At 60.4% G+C, this 18230-nt stretch carries 14 protein-coding genes and 7 pseudogenes; 6 read left to right on the forward strand and 15 right to left on the reverse strand.

The genetic code is table 11. The features are described 5' to 3' along the window. Positions 1–20: 20 nt before the first annotated feature. Genes pcaF through pcaD form a run of 7 tightly spaced genes read right to left on the reverse strand, consistent with a single transcriptional unit; the run spans position 21 to position 5495 of the window. Positions 21–1226: a 3-oxoadipyl-CoA thiolase gene (gene pcaF, locus SIN04_RS02200; RefSeq protein WP_134493034.1), complete on the reverse strand. Its 1206-nt coding sequence runs from the start codon at positions 1224–1226 to the stop codon at positions 21–23. After that, entirely contained in the window at positions 1219–2007 is a 789-nt protein-coding gene (locus SIN04_RS02205) for a CoA-transferase subunit beta (protein WP_322847407.1), read from the reverse strand. The genes pcaF and SIN04_RS02205 overlap by 8 nt, the downstream gene beginning before the upstream one ends. Continuing rightward, positions 2000–2863 carry a CoA transferase subunit A gene (locus SIN04_RS02210; RefSeq protein ID WP_322847408.1) on the reverse strand — a complete coding sequence of 288 codons (864 nt, stop codon included), beginning with the start codon at positions 2861–2863 and terminating at the stop codon, positions 2000–2002. The genes SIN04_RS02205 and SIN04_RS02210 overlap by 8 nt, the downstream gene beginning before the upstream one ends. Positions 2864–2875: 12 nt before the next feature. After that, positions 2876–3505, reverse strand: a complete 630-nt coding sequence (pcaG, locus tag SIN04_RS02215; RefSeq protein WP_134493036.1) for a protocatechuate 3,4-dioxygenase subunit alpha — start codon at positions 3503–3505, stop codon at positions 2876–2878. After that, positions 3505–4230 (reverse strand): protocatechuate 3,4-dioxygenase subunit beta, encoded by a 726-nt coding sequence (gene pcaH / locus SIN04_RS02220; RefSeq protein ID WP_134493038.1) that lies wholly within the window; start codon positions 4228–4230, stop codon positions 3505–3507. The genes pcaG and pcaH overlap by 1 nt, the downstream gene beginning before the upstream one ends. Before the next feature lie 31 nt (positions 4231–4261). Next, positions 4262–4675: a 4-carboxymuconolactone decarboxylase gene (gene pcaC, locus SIN04_RS02225; RefSeq protein ID WP_134493040.1), complete on the reverse strand. Its 414-nt coding sequence runs from the start codon at positions 4673–4675 to the stop codon at positions 4262–4264. Continuing rightward, complete coding sequence (gene pcaD / locus SIN04_RS02230; protein ID WP_244606039.1) at positions 4668–5495, reverse strand: 3-oxoadipate enol-lactonase; 828 nt, start codon at positions 5493–5495, stop codon at positions 4668–4670. Before pcaD ends, pcaC begins: the two co-directional genes overlap by 8 nt. 84 nt (positions 5496–5579) lie before the next feature. Here pcaD and pcaQ point away from each other — a divergent pair, with 84 nt between their 5' ends. Then, positions 5580–6512 (forward strand): pca operon transcription factor PcaQ, encoded by a 933-nt coding sequence (gene pcaQ, locus SIN04_RS02235; protein WP_134493042.1) that lies wholly within the window; start codon positions 5580–5582, stop codon positions 6510–6512. Positions 6513–6921: 409 nt separating this feature from the next. Here pcaQ and SIN04_RS02240 read toward each other — a convergent pair whose 3' ends face one another. Next, the gene (locus SIN04_RS02240; protein ID WP_134493009.1) at positions 6922–7629 is read right to left on the reverse strand and encodes an IS6 family transposase; all 708 of its coding nucleotides are present in this window, start codon (positions 7627–7629) and stop codon (positions 6922–6924) included. 50 nt (positions 7630–7679) lie between these two features. Continuing rightward, the gene (locus tag SIN04_RS02245) at positions 7680–8639 is read right to left on the reverse strand and encodes an IS1595 family transposase (protein ID WP_134493044.1); all 960 of its coding nucleotides are present in this window, start codon (positions 8637–8639) and stop codon (positions 7680–7682) included. 280 nt (positions 8640–8919) lie between these two features. On the opposite strand from SIN04_RS02245, the gene SIN04_RS02250 reads away from it, so the two are divergent. Beyond that, positions 8920–10161: an MgtC/SapB family protein gene (locus SIN04_RS02250; RefSeq protein WP_134493046.1), complete on the forward strand. Its 1242-nt coding sequence runs from the start codon at positions 8920–8922 to the stop codon at positions 10159–10161. A gap of 351 nt (positions 10162–10512) precedes the next feature. Here SIN04_RS02250 and SIN04_RS02260 read toward each other — a convergent pair. Next, positions 10513–10636: pseudogene (locus tag SIN04_RS02260) on the reverse strand (LysR family transcriptional regulator); the annotation flags it as partial. Positions 10637–10717: 81 nt separating this feature from the next. Between SIN04_RS02260 and SIN04_RS20195 the strand changes: the two are divergent. The 3 genes and pseudogenes from SIN04_RS20195 to SIN04_RS02280 form a co-directional block, all read left to right on the forward strand. After that, positions 10718–11410 (forward strand): hypothetical protein, encoded by a 693-nt coding sequence (locus SIN04_RS20195; RefSeq protein ID WP_166796067.1) that lies wholly within the window; start codon positions 10718–10720, stop codon positions 11408–11410. Between the two features lie 30 nt (positions 11411–11440). After that, positions 11441–12207: pseudogene (locus SIN04_RS02275) on the forward strand (IS5 family transposase). Between the two features lie 511 nt (positions 12208–12718). Beyond that, positions 12719–13291, forward strand: a pseudogene (locus tag SIN04_RS02280) (ribonucleotide reductase N-terminal alpha domain-containing protein); the annotation flags it as partial. Between the two features lie 10 nt (positions 13292–13301). Here the strand turns inward: SIN04_RS02280 and SIN04_RS02285 are convergent. The 5 genes and pseudogenes from SIN04_RS02285 to SIN04_RS02305 all read right to left on the reverse strand — a co-directional run. Continuing rightward, positions 13302–13685 (reverse strand): annotated as a pseudogene (locus tag SIN04_RS02285) (RtcB family protein); the annotation flags it as partial. A gap of 12 nt (positions 13686–13697) precedes the next feature. Then, positions 13698–14171, reverse strand: a complete 474-nt coding sequence (locus SIN04_RS02290) for an archease (protein ID WP_134493054.1) — start codon at positions 14169–14171, stop codon at positions 13698–13700. Positions 14172–14552: 381 nt separating this feature from the next. Continuing rightward, a complete protein-coding gene (gene phoU / locus SIN04_RS02295; protein WP_341263909.1) occupies positions 14553–15179 on the reverse strand; it encodes a phosphate signaling complex protein PhoU in 627 nt (208 codons plus the stop codon). Between the two features lie 339 nt (positions 15180–15518). Next, positions 15519–15979, reverse strand: a pseudogene (locus tag SIN04_RS02300) (DUF3775 domain-containing protein). 100 nt (positions 15980–16079) lie between these two features. Further along, a pseudogene (locus tag SIN04_RS02305) lies at positions 16080–17044 on the reverse strand (IS481 family transposase). A 296-nt stretch (positions 17045–17340) separates the two neighbouring features. Here SIN04_RS02305 and SIN04_RS02310 point away from each other — a divergent pair. Next, positions 17341–18107, forward strand: a pseudogene (locus SIN04_RS02310) (IS5 family transposase). Positions 18108–18230: the final 123 nt, after the last annotated feature.

Raw genomic sequence — 18230 nt, forward strand, 5'->3', positions numbered from 1 at the left:
GAATCCCAGGGCCTTTCACGTCAGACGGCCTCCAGCGCGACGGCGATGCCCTGACCGACGCCGATGCACATCGTGGCAAGGGCGCGCTTGCCCCCGTTGAGCTTCATTTCAAGCGCCGCCGTGCCGGTGATGCGCGCGCCCGACATGCCCAGCGGATGCCCAAGCGCGATGGCGCCGCCGTTGATATTGACGTTCGGCGTATCGTCGCCGACCCCAAGTTCGCGGAGAACCGCAAGGGCCTGGCTGGCGAAGGCCTCGTTCAACTCGATCACGTCAAGATCGGAGATGCGCCAGCCGAGACGCGCGCAAAGTTTTCTGGTCGCCGGCGCGGGGCCGATCCCCATGATGCGCGGCGGCACGCCACTGCTCGCGCCGCCGGAAATGCGGGCGAGCGGCTCTAGCCCATGTTTCTTCATAGCCGCTTCGGAGGCGATGATCAGCGCCGCCGCGCCGTCATTGACGCCGGACGCGTTGCCGGCCGTCACCGTGCCGCCCTGTCGAAACGGCGCAGGCAGTCTGGCGAGCGTTTCAAGCGTTGTGTCCGCGCGCGGATGCTCGTCTTTGTTGATCCGAATCGGATCGCCTTTTGTCTTGGCGATCGTGACCGTGACAATCTCTTTGGCCAGTCGGCCGTTCGTCTGCGCAGCGACAGCCTTTTGCTGCGAGCGCAAAGCGAAAGCGTCCTGATCCTCGCGCGACACATGAAACTCCTCGGCGACATTCTCCCCGGTCTCCGGCATGGAGTCGACGCCATATTGCTTGCGCATCTGGGGATTGACGAAGCGCCAACCGATCGTCGTGTCATGAATCTCATTTGCGCGGGTGAAGGCGCTTTCGGCCTTTGGCAGCACGAAAGGCGCGCGCGACATGGATTCCACCCCGCCCGCTATGTAGAGCTCGCCCTCGCCGGATTTGATCGCCCGCGCCGCGGTGATGACGGCGTCCATGCCGGAGCCGCACAGGCGGTTGATTGTGGCGCCAGAGATCGTTTCGGGCAAGCCCGCGAGCAGCAGCGCCATGCGCGCGACATTGCGGTTGTCTTCGCCGGCCTGGTTGGCGCAGCCTAAAATCACCTCGTCCACGGCGGCGAAGTCGACGCCCGAATGGCGCTCCATCAGCGCTTTCAACGGAACGGCGCCGAGATCGTCGGCGCGCACGCTCGACAAGGCGCCGCCATAGCGGCCAATCGGCGTTCGAACATAGGCGCAGATAAAGGCCTCAGCCATTTGATTTCGCCCTTGTTCCACGGTGCGCAGCCTCGGTGCGGGCATGGAGCGCGCGCAATGTTGAAAGCTCGAGCTCCGTCGGCGGCGGCGTCTCCTCGACCGTATCGGCAAACTTCGCCGTCCAGCCGCAGGTTTCCCGCACCTGCTCTCGCCTGACGCCCGGATGCAGCGAGGCGACGGTAAACTCCTTCGTTTCGGGGTCAGATTTCCAAAGGGCCAGATCGGTGATCAACAAGGTTGGCCCCTTGGTCGTGATGCCGAGCTTCTTCCTGTCATCGCCGCCCTTGCCATGGCCGAAGGAGGTGAAGAAGTCGATGTTCTCGACCATGCCGCGCGGCGTCTGCTTCATGGTGATGAAGACCTCTTTGCAGGAGGTCGCAATCTCCGGCGCGCCGCCGCCACCGGGCAACCGCACCCTGGGATGGTCGTAAGGACCGATGACAGTGGTGTTGATGTTGCCGTAGCGATCGAGCTGCGCGGCTCCCAGAAAGCCGATCGAGATACGCCCGCCCTGCAGCCAATAGCGGAACATCTCCGGCACGGAGACCGTGGCCAATGCGGTTGCGCAGAGTTCGCCGTCGCCGATCGACAAGGGCAGCACGTCGGGCGTTGTGCCGATAGTGCCGCTCTCATAGATCAAGGTTATGTCGGGCGCATGTGTGAGCCGCGCGACGTTGCAGGCAGCCGACGGCGCGCCGATGCCGACGAAGCAGACGTCGTCGCTGGAAAGCGCGCGCGCGGCGGCGATGGTCATCATTTCGCTTGGGGTGAAGTCAGACATGCGCATCGCCTCTGAGCGCGGCTACGCGGACGGCGAAGACTTCGGGACCGACATCGAGCACGTTCTCCTTCATCCAGGTTTTGAACAGATCGCGGTCGGCGGAGATCTTGTCCCATTCGAGATAGGCCGCGTTGTCGCGATCGTAATAGCCATGCGCGTAAGACGGATGCGCGCCGCCGGGCGCCTTGACGACGGAGGTCAGCGCCCAATGCGGCAGCACGCAGGCGTTGGGACCGATGTCGGAAAAATCCTCGACCACCTCCTCGACCGTCACGACGACCCTCTTCGCCGCCAGCGCCGCTTCTTTCTGCACGCCGATGATGCCTTCGACCAGCACGTCGCCGCGGCGGTTGGCCTTTTGCGCATGGATGAAAGCGACGTCGGGCCGGTGCGCCGGCACGGCGGCGAGCTCTTCGCCGGTGAAGGGGCACACGACGCTCCTGATCTCCGGGTTGACCGCCTTGAGCCCGGCGCCGAGATAGCCGCGAAAGACGGCGCAAGGCAGGCCGGCGGCCCCCGCCTCATAGGCGTTGGCCATGGCGGCATGGCTATGTTCGACGGTCTCAATCGAGCGCGGCCAGCCATTTTCGATGGCGTCGCGCATGCGTCGCAACAGGCCGACGCCGGGGTTGCCCGCGTAGGAAAAGACAACCTTCCGCGCCATGCCCATGCCGATCATCTGATCGTAGATGATGTCCGGCGTCATGCGGATCAGCGTCAGATCCTCACGGCCCTGCCGGATCGCTTCATGCGCGGCGGCGTGCGGTATCAAATGGGTGAAGCCTTCGAAAGCCGCCGCGTCGCCATCGTTAAGATGCGCGGCGACGGCCTCCGCGAGGGTCACGAACTTGGCCATCAACTCTTGTTCCTAAATGTCGAAGAACACGGTTTCATTCTCGCCCTGCAGATGGATGTCGAAGCGGTAGATGGGCAGCCCGTCCTCGCCCGGGAGCCGCGGCGCGATCAGCGTCGCCACACGCGCCTTGTGCTCGATCCGGGCCAGCACCGGATCCTCGGCGTTGGCGGTCTCCTCGTCGCCGAAATACATGCGGGTATGCAGGCCGGTGTTGACGCCGCGCGCGACGATCCAGAAAGTGACGTGCGGCGCCATCAGCCGCCCATCCTTGAAGGGCGCACGGCCGGGCTTGATCGTCTCAAAACGAAACTCGCCAGTCGCCCCGTCCGTCGGACAACGGGCCCAACCGAGGAAATGCGGATCGGCGCCGCCACGCGGGTCGCGCGGTGAGTTGTAGCGACCCGCGGCGTCGGCCTGCCAAATCTCGATCAGAGCGTCCTTGAGCGGCGCACCGCCGCCGTCGATGACCTGTCCGCTGATCAGGACGCGTTGGCCCTTGACCTCCGTATCGAGGGGCGTATTGCCGAGATCGCGATCATAGACGCCGGCGATCCCGGCCCAGTTCGGCGTGCAGCCGATATGAACATAAGGCCCCGCGGTCTGCGAGGGAGATTCCTTCAACGGTTGGAGCGGCTGGACCATCAGTTGCCCTCCCTGCGATTGTCAAACAGCGTAGAGCGCCGTCCGCGCAGCACGATGTCGAACTTGTAGGCGCGCGCGTCCATTGGAATCGTATTGTTCATGTCGAGCGGCGCGATCAGCTGTTCGATAGCGGCTTTATCGGGAATCGTGTTAACGATCGGACAGCGCCAGATCAGCGGATCGCCCTCGAAATACATCTGCGTGATCAGCCGCTGCGCGAAAGCGTGGCCAAACAGCGAAAAATGGATATGCGCGGGACGCCAGTCGTTGACGCCGTTCGGCCAAGGGTAAGGACCGGGCTTGATGGTGCGGACGCAGTAGTAGCCGTTTTCATCAGTGATCGTGCGGCCGCAGCCGCCGAAATTCGGATCGATGGCGGCGAGATAGGTTTCCTTCTTGTGGCGGTAGCGACCTCCGGCGTTGGCTTGCCAGAATTCGAGGAGCGTCCCAGCAAGCCCGCGGCCGTCCTCGTCAAGAACGCGACCATGGACGATGATGCGCTCGCCGATCGGCGCTCCCGTCTTTGCGTAGTTCTGGATGAGATCATTATCGAGTGGCCCAACCACGTCATGTCCGAACACAGGCCCTGTCAACTCGGACAGCGTATTGTCGAGCGAGATATAGGCTTTCTGCGGCGCACGCAGAATCGTCGTCTTGTAGCGCGGATCATAGGCCGGCGGATGCCACGATCGGTCACGCTGAAAATAGGAGCCCTGTTCCAACATATTTTTCCACCCCTTGACTACCGGCTTGTTCCTATCCGTTGTCGCCAGCCGCCGCTGAGGCCAATTCGGCATAGGTTTTCTTGATGACTTTGATCGCTGAATTGGCCGCAGGTATGCCAGCATAGATCGCGACATGCATGATGGCTTCCTTGACGTCGTCCTGGGTCGCGCCGGTGTTTTTTGTAGCGCGGACATGCATGGCGACTTCCTCGTCATGGCCGAGCGCCGCGAGAAGCGCGATAGTGACGATCGATCGTTCGCGTTTGGTCAGTCCCGCCCGCGACCACACCGAACCCCAGGCCGTTTCCGTGATGAAGGTCTGGAAGGCTTCATCAAAATCCGTCATCCGCGCGCTGGCGCGATCGACGTAAGCGTCGCCCAGCACCGACCGGCGCGTCTTCATGCCGGTCTTGTATCTCTCGCTATGCGACGTCAGGTCAGACAATCCGAGCCTCCTGCAAATGGTCTTTGATCAACTGAACAAGAACGGAAGGCTGCTCAATGCACGGAAGATGGCCCGCGCGTTCGACGATCGAGAACCGCGCGCCTTTAATCGTTGACGCGGCGGCGCGCACAAGGTCTGGCGGCGTCGCGCCATCTTCATCGCCGACGACGCACAACGTCGGCGCCTTGATGGCGGCCGCGCCGGCGGAAAGGTCTGCGTCGCGAATGGCGGAGCAGGCTCCGACATAGCCTTGAACCGGCGTTCGAACGAGCATGTTGCGCCAGCCGGTAAGCTCGGCTTTTCGTGTCTCGCGATAGGCTTTCGTAAACCAGCGCTCCAATATGCCGTCGGCGATCGGCTCCATGCCTTTCTGCCCCACGGCGGCGATCCGCGCGGCCCACATGTCATGCGTTCCAATTTTTGCCGCAGTATCGCACAAAAGAAGCGCCGCTATTTTTTCGGGCGCCCGCGCCGCCAGGCGTTGCGCAATCATGCCGCCGATCGAAAGCCCGACGACGCTGGCGCGGGCCACATCAAGGCTGGAGAGCAGTCCAAGAAGATCATCGACATATTGGTCGATGCTGAACGGTCCCGATCCCGTATCAGAAAGGCCGTGACCGCGCTTGTCGTAACAGATGACATACATACTTTCCGAAAAGGCGGGCGCGACCGCGTCCCAAATCCTGAAATCGGCGCCAATCGAATTGACAAAGACGATCGCCGGCGCCCGCGCCGGGCCTTTCGCGCTGAAATGCGTGACGATGTCGTTGACGCGGATGAAGGCCATCGATCCCGAGCCGATAAGCGACGCGCAAATCACGTCGTCGTGAGCCTTGTCTATCTCCGTAAATGGAATATGTAAAATGACTATTATGGATATCAATATAACCATAATGGAATGAATATGAAGCTGTCGTCCGGGTCTCTGCCGCAACGGATCAAATTCCGTCACCTCATCTGCTTCCTCGAGATCGCGCGCCTGAAGAGCGTCGTGAAGGCGGCCGATGTCCTTAGCCTCAGCCAGCCGGCCGTCTCGAAAACGCTCCACGAACTTGAAGAGATTTTAGGCGTCGGCCTCTTCGACCGCAGTCACCGCAACGTGTCGCTGACCCGTTTCGGCGAGGTCTTCCTGCAATATGCGGGAACCAGCGTGACGGCCTTGCGCCAAGGCGTCGACTCGATCGGTCAAGCCCGGGCTTCCGGTCAGGTCATCGTCAAGGTTGGCGCATTGCCGACGGCGTCGGCGCGCGTCCTGCCCCGCGCCGTAAAACTCTTCGCCGAAGAATCTCTTGGCTCGAAGACGCGGATCGTAACCGGCCCCAATGCCTATCTGATGGGCGCGCTTCGCCTCGGCGACGTCGATTTCGTCATCGGAAGGATGGCCGAGCCCGAAACCATGGCGGGCTTTTCTTTCGAGCATCTCTACTCGGAGAGGGTGGTGTTCGTCGCAAGGCGAGATCATCCGCTTCTCTCTATTCGCCCGTTCGATTTTGCGGCCATCAGCCAATATCCGGTCTTGACGCCGCCGCCCGGCTCGGTCATTCGACCGTTAGTCGAACGCTTTCTGGTAACTTATGGAATCGGCGCCCTCCGCGATGAAGTGGAGACTGTGTCCGAATCGTTTGGGCGCAGCTATACGCGTTCGTCCGATGCCGTCTGGATCATCTCGGAAGGCGTCGTCGCGGAAGATGTCGCGGACGGCGCATTGACGCATCTGCCGCTCGACACGGCGCAAATGCTCGGCCCTGTCGGCCTCACCAAACGCGCCAACATTCCGTTGTCCCTGCCGGCTGAGTTGCTCATCCAAGCCATCCGCGACGGCGCGCGCAATCTCTGACTCTGGTTCCCTTCCAGCGAGCATAGCGCACTTTTCCTCGCTTTTGAGATCGGAAGAAATATGAAGGTGGAACGCCGACGCCGTTCCGCCATTTCCAGCTTGACGACAGCTGGCTGATTCGGATGAAAAACCGATCGGGCTAAACTTTGCGCTCCGGCCAAGTAACGAAAAGATTGTCGACCGCAGGCTGCATCGTCGGTCGTCAGGTAATTGGAGACAGATGGCGGCGCGATTTATTGGGTGCGGGTCATCGGACGACTGGTCTTATCCAGCGTTCATCCGGTGTTGCAATCGAAGATTCTGGATTGTGGCTCGTCGAATCCTTCCCCGTTCCAGCGGGGTGATCCAGCGGGCTCCGGTGCAAACTTTCGGAATCAACGCAACGAATTGATGGGGAGCCTGAGTCGGCTCATGCAGCGAGAACTGCATTCCAGATTTCGGGCGCGGTTTTGCCTTTGACGAGAAGCTTGGCGAGTTTGAATTGACCTTTTCTGATCCTATGCATCAGTTCGATGCCGGCTATGGTGATTGAGGCGCTCCGAAAGCGCTTCAATCCAAGCATTGGACCCAATCGAAGTTTGATCGATCGATGGTCCTGCTCGATCAGATTGTTGAGATATTTCGAGGACCTGATTTTGGTTCGCTTGCCGCGATGATGTTCGCCAAGGATTTCCCGGGCCGCCCGATGCGAAGCCTGATAGCCATCAAGCGTGATGGCGCGCGGCAGGCGCCCCTGGCTCTTGAACGCCCGACGGAAAAACGCCTTGGCGGCTGCGACATCCCGCTTGGCGCGGAGGAGGAAATCCACCGTCTTTCCTTGCTTGTCGACAGCGCGATAGAGGTAGGTCCAGCGGCCTTTGATCTTCACATAGCTCTCGTCGACGCGCCACGAGGCGCCGGCCCGGCAGGCGAAGCGGTTCCAGCGCTTTTCGAATTCCGGAACATCGCGCTGGATCCAGCGCATGATCGTCGTATGCGCCAGGGACATTCCCCGCTCAGCCATCATTTCCACGAGATCTCGAAAGCTAAGCTTGAACCGAAGATACCACCGGACGCAGAGGATGATGATCTCCCGGTCAAAATGGCGGCCCTTGAAAAGATCATCCATGCTCAGCATAGGGGTTCGCTTCTCTAAAAGGCACGTTTAGGCCAAAATGGGTATCCCCTTCACGCCCCTATAACACGTCCGCCGGAAACAATGAAACCGTAGGGCGCCGGACCGACGGCGACAGCTTGTTGGGCAAGGCGGTGAAAGAGCAAACCTCTTGCGTTTGAGCGGCGGCGGTTGAAGCGAAACGTGAATTCATCGAGGTAGTAATCGAGATGCTGTTGTTGAACACCACCCTGGAGCGTTCCGAGCAGCCACCGCTTGAGCAGCGCGGCGACGTTATGAACGCGCGGCATGACTTCGTGAGCTTGTTCGTCCCCGCCGCTGACGAACGTAACGCGATGCTTGTAGCCCGCAACCGGGAGGCCGGCATAGCTTTTCCATCCGTCCGTGTGGATTGTTGCGCCAGGCTCCACGGTCTCTCGAATGAAGTCCAGCAGGCTTTCGGCGGAGACATCCTTGACGCGCCGCAGGCGGATGCGCCCGATTCCACGGCCGTTTTTCTCTGCTGCGACCACAACGATGGACTTTTTCTCGATCTCGCGGCACCGCTTGCCCTCTTCAGGGCCTCCAACGTAGGTTTCGTCGATCTCGATCTCGCCGGTAAGGCGATCACGGCCGGGCCGGACCATCGCTCTGCGCAGTTTGTGCATCCACGTCCAAGCCGTTTCGTAGCTGCCCAGGCCCAACACCCGCTGCAAGCCCAGGGCGCTGACGCCATTCTTGTGACTGGTGGTGAACCACATCGCAAGGAACCATGTCCGCAACGGCTTGCGGGTGTCCTGGAATACCGTGCCGGCCGTCAGCGACGTGTTGCCATGGCAAGCCTTGCATCGAAATACCCCGCGCGCCATTACCCAAGGCTCCCCGATAACCCCGCAACACCCGCAAACGAATCCGTCGGGCCACCGCAAGCGACGGATGTAGTCGCGACAACCCGTCTCAGTGCGGAACCATTCGTCCATTTCCTCGAATGTGCGCGGGTAATCAGCGCCAGAGGCCCGTTTTACATGTTCCATGGCGGCACAGCATCAGCTTTCGCTAGGGGCGTGAAGGGGATACCCGTTTAGGCCAAATATGCCGCGCTTTTGCCGCTTGCACCAGAACCTGCACCGCAACCAGCGAGGCCAACCAGCCTCGCATCGAAGGCGAGCTGATCGATACCGCGACGAACTGAAAGAAGAGATCAACAAGACGCTCGAAACGCTCGGGCAACTCTCGCATCGGCGCGAGCAGAAGTTTATGTAGTTAAGACTCCAGTTGACGCCGTTCGGATCGCTGGACCAATCGGAAAGGCCCATGCTCACATTCGACCCTGTGATCCTCAGTCTCGCCGTCGCCCTCGGCATAGGCCTCCTGATCGGCACGGAGCGCGAACGCCGAAAGGGTGAAAGGCCCGCGCCCTCATCAGCCGGCATTCGCACGTTTACGCTTGCATCGTTGACCGGGGCGCTCAGCACCATCATTGGCGGCGAACTTTTGTTCGCGATCACGATAGGCGGGGCTTTCGCCTTGACCGCTTTCGCCTATTGGCGCGGTTTTAGGGACGATCCGGGACTTACCACGGAAGTCGCGCTCATTGTGACAGTCCTTCTCGGTGGACTCGCTATGACCCGCCCCGGTCTCGCCGCCGGCGTCGCTGTCGCGGTCACCATTGTCCTCATAGCCCGAACGCCGCTTCATCGCTTTGTACGTTCCGTTCTCAGCGAAGACGAAATCAAGGATGCGCTGATGTTCGGCGCCGCCACGCTGATTGTTTTGCCGCTCCTTCCGAACGAGCAAATGGGGCCTTTTGACGCCCTTAATCCCCATGCGATCTTGGTCATCGTGATCCTCGTCATGGCGATCGGCGCGCTCGGCCACATAGCGGTCCGCCTTCTCGGCGCCCATTTCGGCCTGCCGATCGCGGGGCTCGCATCGGGATTCATCTCCAGCATCGCGACAACTGGCGCCATGGGCGCGCGCGCCGCCAAAATGCCGGAGCTTGTCTGGCCGGCCGCCGCCGGCGCGGCCTTATCGTCGGTGGCGACCATCTTAGAGCTGGCCTTGCTGATCGCCGTAACCAATCTTGCGACCCTGCAGGCGCTTTTTGTTCCCCTCGCTTGCGCGGGCGCAACGGCCGCCGCTTATGGCATTGCCTTAGCGATCCGAGCCATTCAGGAAAATCAGGCGGAACCGGACGAGCGCGGGCGGGCTTTCAGCCTGTGGACAGCGTTAATTTTCGCCGCGATGCTCAGCGGGATCTTGCTCGCATCAAGAGCCCTCAACACATGGTTCGGCGTGACGGGCGTCATCGCGGCGGCTGCGATCGCCGGCTTCGCAAATGCGGATCCGGCGGCAATTTCCGTCGCGGCATTGGTCGGGTCCGGCCAGATATCGACAGCCGACGCCGCGCTTACCATCCTGATCGCATTCTCGACAAACACAATCGCCAAGCTCATTCTCAGCATTGTCAGCGGCGGGACGGCGTTCGCCCTTCGCATCATTCCTGGATTGATATTGATGGTGCTGGCGGCTTGGGCAGGGTGGTGGCTGCGCTGATACGCCTTGACGATCGTCGCCTCGACCTGTCGATTGCCCCTGATAGGCGTTGCCGAATAGCCGGCCCTGCCGTCACAATCTCGTAGCCTATCTTCACGCCTATATCGACGGCTGCGGGCTCGCTGACGATCCAAAAGGCCCGCTGTTCCGCCTCGATCGACCGAGACACAAGGAAGCTCATCACGACGCCCCTGCCCCAAGCCAAGACCTACGCCATGATCCACCGCCGCGCCGCGGTGGCCGAGATCGAAACGAAGATCCGCAATCACACGTTCCGCGCCACGGGCATCACCGCCTATCTCAAGAACGGCGGGACGCTCGAAAAGGCCGCCACCATGGCGAACCATGCGCGGTCAGGAGCTCGTCGCCAAATAGCGCGCAGGCGCGAGAGATTGTGGCTCATCGCCGACTGTCCAACGCCGATGCGCGCGGCGGCTCGGGTGACGCTGCGCTCTGAAAGCAAAGCGTCGAGGGCTCGCGGTAGGGACGCTCATTTCTGAGCGCCCCCCGCACGGAACCGGACGTGCCCAATTCGGGCATCCGGCTCCCACCCCGGGTGTTCGACGGCGAAGCGTTCGCTTGGCCAGGGATGAAGGATAAGCGGCATTGGGAGCCAGTCATTCGCCAGTTTCGTCATTCGCGCCCAGGTCATCGTGTCTTTTTGGCTCCGACGCCGAAGCGCTCTATACCAGAAAGTGATGATGAACAGACGCCGCACGGTTGGATCAAGCCCGCGTCGGAAGCTCAGGGTAAACCGGACATAGAGTCAGATCGCCTGCTGGATGATCTCGGGAGGGAAGCGGTAGCCGCTATAAGTGGACGATCACGACCTCCATGCCCAGTTCTTGAAAAGTCTATATCAATCGGAAAACGCTTGACTGCTGAAACGGAATGGCGCCGCACAATGCCAAATAGAGCAACTGACGCAGCGCCTCCGGAGGGCGCACTCGGGCGGGTCGGCGCGATCCGATCAGATGAGCGTCCCGGCGCCCGCGTCTTTATCGGCATCAGAGTTGATCCAGAGATTGCCCGGCAGTTCGCAACAATCGCGCGTTCGCTTGAAATTTACCCTGTTCGGCTTATCCGCGCTGCGGATATTCATCTCACTCTGGTTCCGCCATGGACCGAAACGAACATCGCCGACGCCGTCGAGGGACTGCGTCATGCGCTCCAGCCTTTTGGCAGCTTCAACCTAGATCGTAGTGACGAATTCCTCGCTGGAGGGATTCTCGGCGGTCGTTTTCCATGATTCAAGGCTGATTTTTGGAGATCAGCTCTGATGATTCGGGATGTCGATGCGCTACGCGACGATCAATGGGAGCGGCTTTGCGACCTCGTGCCGGGCGGCAGGGCCGGTCAGCGCGGGCCGCGCTGTGATAACCGGCGCTTCGTCGATGCGCTGTTATGGATGGCCCGCTCGGGCGGGCGCTGGCGCGACCTGCCCGAGCGCTTCGGCGACCATCAAGCGGTGAAACGACGCTATTACCGCTGGATCGAGCGAGGCGCGTTGGATGGGTTTCTGAAAGCGCTCACCACCGAAGCCGACCTCGAATGGCTGATGATCGATTCAACCATCGTGCGGGCTCACCAGCACGCTGCCGGCGCAAGAATCGCCAAAGGGGGGCGGATGCCCAAGGTTTGGGGCGATCTCGCGGTGGCCTGAGCACCAAGATCCACGCCGCGACCGACGCGCTCGGCAATCCCGTCCGCCTGCTGTTCGGGCCAGGCCAGCGCAACGACATCACCAAGGCGCACGCCCTGATCGAAGGCTTCGAGGCCGAAGCCGTCATCGCCGACAAGGGTTATGACGCCAATCACTTGCGCCAGGCTGTCCTCGAATGCGGGGCCAAACCCGTCATCCCATCGAAAGCCAATCGCCGCGCGCCGCTCCACTACGACAAGGCGCTCTACAAGGAGCGCAATCTCGTCGAGCGTTTCTTCAACAAGTTGAAGCAGTTTCGACGGGTCGCGACAAGATACGACAAGCTCATCGCCAACTACCGAGGCTTCGTTCTCCTCGCCGCTATCGCCATAGTGCTAAGGTAAATCGTCACTACGACCTAGTTTTCGAGCTATTGCATTATGCGCCAACCCTTGAATGGCCAAAATTCTTATGGGCGGAGTGCGCCGCTACAGATGAGCTTCGTGGACTGCAAAAACACCTTCTCGCTGCCTTCAATCAAACAGACGAAAAACCATTTAGGCCGCATGTGACGCTTGCGCGTATCCGGAAAGAAGGACGAATGATCGCTCACGAGCACCCAATTGATCAGAGATTGGCGTACACGCAGCAGGTTCAGTCCATTGAATTCTTTCGATCTCCGGAACGAGACAATGGCGGCTATCAGGTTATTGCATCGCTTCCGCTTAGCAAGGTTGTCGGTCACTGTTAGCCTTTTCATGCATTCTTGATATGTCTCAATGTGGCTCTAGGTCTGCTCGTATAGATTGGTCAATCGGCTTCGCTTCACGGACCTAGAGTTTAGCCATGGACGACTTTGGCGCCGAGATCTCTCAACATGTTTGGGAGACGAAATACCAATACATTGGCCGTGACATGCGGGAGCAAACGGTCGCCGACACATGGCGGCGGATCGCCCATGCGCTCGCAATGATCGAACCCAAGGATGCGGCAGCCTGGGAAGATCGTTTTTTCGCCATCTTGCAAGATTTCAGGTTCCTGCCCGGCGGTCGCATTCAGGCTGGGGCTGGGACCGAGCGCAACGTCACGCTCTTCAACTGCTTCGTCATGGGAACGATTGAGGATTCGATCCTTAGTATCTTCCACGCCTTGCAAGAAAGCGCCGTGACCATGCAGCAGGGCGGCGGCATCGGGTGCGACTTCTCGACCTTGCGCCCGCGGGGCGCGCGGGCGCGCGGCGTCGGCAGCACGGCCTCCGGTCCCGTCTCCTTCATGCGGGTATGGGACGCGATGTGCGCCACGATCCTTTCCACTGGCGCACGCCGCGGCGCCATGATGGCGACGCTTCGCTGCGACCACACTGACATTGAAGAGTTTATCCGCGCCAAACAGCAGCCGGGCCAGCTCCGCCATTTCAATCTCTCTGTTCTTGTAACGGATTCGTTCATGGCCGCAGTACGCGCCGATTGGGAATGGCCGCTCGTGTTTCCCGCTGCGGCGGGATCTGGCGGGACAGTGAGTCAGCGAGCGTCTTCTGGACGAGCAGAGTATCGGTGACGGACAAGCCGGTCAGCATGGTGCGCACGCCGCAGGAGATGTCGAAGCCGACGCCGCCTGCTGATACGACGCCGCCCTGCTCCGGGTCGAAGGCTGCGACGCCGCCGATCGGGAAACCGTAACCCCAATGGGCGTCCGGCATGACGTAGGAGCCCTGGACGATTCCCGGCAGCTTCGAGACGTTGACAGCCTGTTCGTAGACCTTGTCGTCCATGCCGCTGATCAGGCTTTCATCGGCGTAAATGATTGCGGGCACATGCATTGAGCCCTGGGGCTCGATGCGCCAGGTCGTGGCGTCGACGCGCGTGAAACGAGCAGGGTCCATCGGGCTTCTCCTTCAGACGTCTACGACGCAGCCTGCTGTCCAGATTCCATTGTCGTCCAGGCCGACTTTCAGCGCCGTGTAGGTCGCGCCTTTCGGCTCGCAGGCAGGGCGATGCCGCGCAACATCGACGGGCTCACCCCATAACCTCCCCTCAAGGCGCAAGTTTTCGACGCGCGACTCTGTGGCCTGCAAGCCTTCGATGCGCACAGCGAAGCGCCCGAACAACATCCGCCGCACGGCCATTTCGTAGATGATCGTGTTGAGCCATTCGACGAATAAGAGCTCGACGTCCGGCGACTCACATCTCACCTCGACCAGAAGCTTGGGCGCGACCTTGGCCTGCGTGACGGTGGCGGTGAGTGCGTAAGCCGCCTCTTCGAACGCTTCCGCCGCCGTCCGACCGATCCCCCGCACGCCAATGTCCGCGTCGTGCGGAAAGTGCTCCCATTTGGCGCTATTCGCAGCTGGCTCGATGCATTCGATCATGCCCGCACTCCGTGGTTTCCGAGCAACTTCACCGTGCTCGTCTCCGGTTCTCACCGATTTTCTTGGCGAAGGTCACGCAGGAACCGACGGCCAGCGGGGGGGAAGCGCTCATCTCGTAGAGTGCGCCCGTGCGGTGATGCTCATGCGGTTCTTTGAGCACGAGCCGGCAAGCCGCAGGACGTAACAGAGCCAGTCGTGACGAAGGATGTCATAGCTCCTGTTCTGGTTATTGACGCATATCAAGCTGCATCAAACAATTCATGAACAGGCCCTAATCGCTTGTGAAGGACCGGCCTTGACGCTATCGGGTCGCCAAGACGTCTCCGCGTCGAACTCCCGAACGCTCCGTTTCTCACCACATCGCACGATCTGCGGAAAAGTTTATTTACTGTTCAGCTCTACATGGGGACGCTCGGTTAAAAGAGTATGCCCGTGCACGATGTAATAGACCGTCTCCGCAACGTTGGTGAGATGGTCGCCAATGCGCTCGATGCCTTTCGCGCAAAACAGCATATGTGTGCAGAATGTAATATTGCGCGGGTTCTCTATCATATATGTGAGCAGCTCGCGAAACATCGAATTATGCAGGGCATCGATCTCTTGATCCTTGCGCCATACCTCTAGCGCTGCGGCGTCATCACGTCGTTCGTAGCTTTGGGTCACCCGCGTCAATTGCGCGAGCGCGAGCTGCGCCATTCGCTGGAGCTGCAGAACGACGTCATCAATATGGGTCTCACCATTCAGGAGCACTGCCCGCCTCGCGAGAGTCTCCGCAAGATCTCCGATCCGTTCGAGATCACTCGAGATACGCAATGCACCGACGATCGCCCTCAAATCGATTGCCATCGGTTGCCGCCGCGCAATGGCGGCGACCGCTTTTTCCTCGATTTCTCTCTGCAGCGCGTCGATCTGATCATCGGCCGCTATCACTTGCTTGGCGAGCGCAACGTCGCGCTTCGTGAGTGCCTCGATGGCTTGCACGATCTGCGTCTCGTTGAGACGGCTCATCTCCGCGATCTTGAGCTCAAGTTCTCGCAGGTCCGTGTCGTATGCTCGCGCTATATGTTCGATCATGACGATCTCCGCTGACTCAAACGCGGTTCTTTGGCCGCGGACGGTTGAGAGCAATCAAGGATGAGCCCTTCATGCGGGAGGGCGGCAAGCGGGTGGGATCTGATACAAACCTCCAAGCGAGAGACAGTCCTTTTCAGCCATGCCTATGCGCTGCCACTATGACGTGATCTTCGCGCGGTTGCCAGTGCTCACGCGAGCTATCGCGCAACGCTCACTCATCTCCGCCATCCCGGAGTCCATTGGGCAAATCAGAGGGCACTGTCAACGGCTGCGTCAGAGCCGGCTGATTTCGAATTCCTCGCAGGAATAATCCAGCATCGAGAGGCCTTCCTCCAGGAAATCGGGCAGCAGCGGGGTGCCTAGAAGATAGTCGGCCGTCCGTTCATTGTGAGCGCCAGCCGCCTCCTCGCGCACTGTTGCCCAATCATTGGCAGAATAGTCCCCCCGCCCTAGCCACGCGAGCGCCACGAGATCAATTTGTTCGTCCTCCGACAACGAATTGATGAGAGATGTGAGCTCTTCGACGACAGGGTCGTCGCCGTGATCTTCGAGGACAGCGGCGCCCATGTCATCGGAGGGATTCGATCCCGGATCCGGCTCAGTCACTTCATCTTTGGCGTCGAATTCGCGCGCCTTAATGATAATAAAGCAGCTTTTTCGGGCGAGATCGTAAGGGTTACTTCGTTTTCATTCTCGCTTATCGACTTGTCTGTTTGGCTTGATCGTTCTTCCATGATCATCACCTGAGGTTCCGCGTTCTATCTCGCCGCTTTGAGCGGGACGCTCCGAGAATTAGCTGAATATCATCTGACGCTGAAGCGGCGTGGAGTTCTTTTAGGTGTTTGGTCCCGGAATGAGGTAACGCGGGTTGATCTTGAAGATGGATGGGTTGGTTGTCCAGGCATGAGCGATCGCCTCGAATGGCGTTTTCCATCTCAAAGCATTCAGATGCTTGGCAAAATTGTAGGTCTTCACGAAGGCGAGGACGTGGGCTTTCAAGCTTTCGATGTCCGGATAATGGAACGCTTTGATCGTCGCGTCCTTGATCGTGCGGTTCATTCGCTCGGCCTGACCATTGGTCCACGGATGATAGGGTTTGGTCAGCTTATGTGTGATGCCGTACTCGACGCAGGTGCGGCCGAAGATGTGGAGGCCGACAAAGACGCTGTTCGGTCCGGTCCGATTTTTCGGCAGATCGGCGAAGGCGATGCCGTTGTCGGTGAGCACCGTGTGGATCTTATAAGGGAAGGCTTCGATGGCGTGTTCCAGAAAGGCGGCGGCATTCATCTTTCCGGCCTTCTCGTAGAACTCGACGAAGGTGAACTTCGGGACGCGATCAATCGCGAGGGATATGTGGATCTTACCGTCCGCGTGGCGCAGCTCACGGCTGTCGATGTGGACATAGCCGATCGTCGTCTCGGCGAAGCGGCCGCGCTTCGTCATCGTCTCGCTGGCCGGCACGAGAAACGCCATGGCGCACGAGGCAGCGGCGCCGGCTCGATCGCGTCAGCTTCGGGATGCTGTCACGAAGGCATCCCATGACGTCATCGAGCGGCAGGAGCGTCCGCTGACGAAAGGCGACGATCATGGCGTCCTCGATCGGCGTCAGAACGGTGCTGCGACAGTCCCGCGGTCCCATTGGCGCGTCGGCTGTCCCCGGATCGCGAGCGCCATTTGTTTACCGTCGTCCGGCTCAGCCCATACCGCTTGGCGAGGACGCTCGCCGCCTCTTTCGACGCTTGGAGTTCGGCTCGAACTCGCGGCGTTGTTCGGGCGCTGCCATGAAGAATGCTTGCCATAACGCCTCCTCTGCCTTCCGGCTCAGCTTAGCGTCATGACTCCCCGCGACCAAACACCTAGACCGGACAAGTCGTGGGTGTTGCTGAACTTGCCGCCGTTGCTAGCGCGACGCTCAATGCGCCGGACGAGATCTTCCTGTTCCCATACCGCGATATAACGTTGAACCTGCCGTTCGCTGAGGCTGAGACGCTGCGATAGCGTTTCCTTACTAGATCGTAGTGACGAATTCCTCGCTGGAGGGATTCTCGGCGGTCGTTTTCCATGATTCAAGGCTGATTTTTGGAGATCAGCTCTGATGATTCGGGATGTCGATGCGCTACGCGACGATCAATGGGAGCGGCTTTGCGACCTCGTGCCGGGCGGCAGGGCCGGTCAGCGCGGGCCGCGCTGTGATAACCGGCGCTTCGTCGATGCGCTGTTATGGATGGCCCGCTCGGGCGGGCGCTGGCGCGACCTGCCCGAGCGCTTCGGCGACCATCAAGCGGTGAAACGACGCTATTACCGCTGGATCGAGCGAGGCGCGTTGGATGGGTTTCTGAAAGCGCTCACCACCGAAGCCGACCTCGAATGGCTGATGATCGATTCAACCATCGTGCGGGCTCACCAGCACGCTGCCGGCGCAAGAATCGCCAAAGGGGGGCGGATGCCCAAGGTTTGGGGCGATCTCGCGGTGGCCTGAGCACCAAGATCCACGCCGCGACCGACGCGCTCGGCAATCCCGTCCGCCTGCTGTTCGGGCCAGGCCAGCGCAACGACATCACCAAGGCGCACGCCCTGATCGAAGGCTTCGAGGCCGAAGCCGTCATCGCCGACAAGGGTTATGACGCCAATCACTTGCGCCAGGCTGTCCTCGAATGCGGGGCCAAACCCGTCATCCCATCGAAATCCAATCGCCGCGCGCCGCTCCACTACGACAAGGCGCTCTACAAGGAGCGCAATCTCGTCGAGCGTTTCTTCAACAAGTTGAAGCAGTTTCGACGGGTCGCGACAAGATACGACAAGCTCATCGCCAACTACCGAGGCTTCGTTCTCCTCGCCGCTATCGCCATAGTGCTAAGGTAAATCGTCACTACGACCTAGGGTAATGGCGTGATTTGCCGCCAATGGCGACGTGCGGCGTAGATCCCGAGATTTTGGATCATCCGCCCCCTCCCCTGAGTCGTCGGCGTCAACCACTGTCGCCGG

Source organism: Methylocella tundrae (genome assembly GCF_038024855.1).
GTDB lineage: Bacteria > Pseudomonadota > Alphaproteobacteria > Rhizobiales > Beijerinckiaceae > Methylocapsa > Methylocapsa tundrae.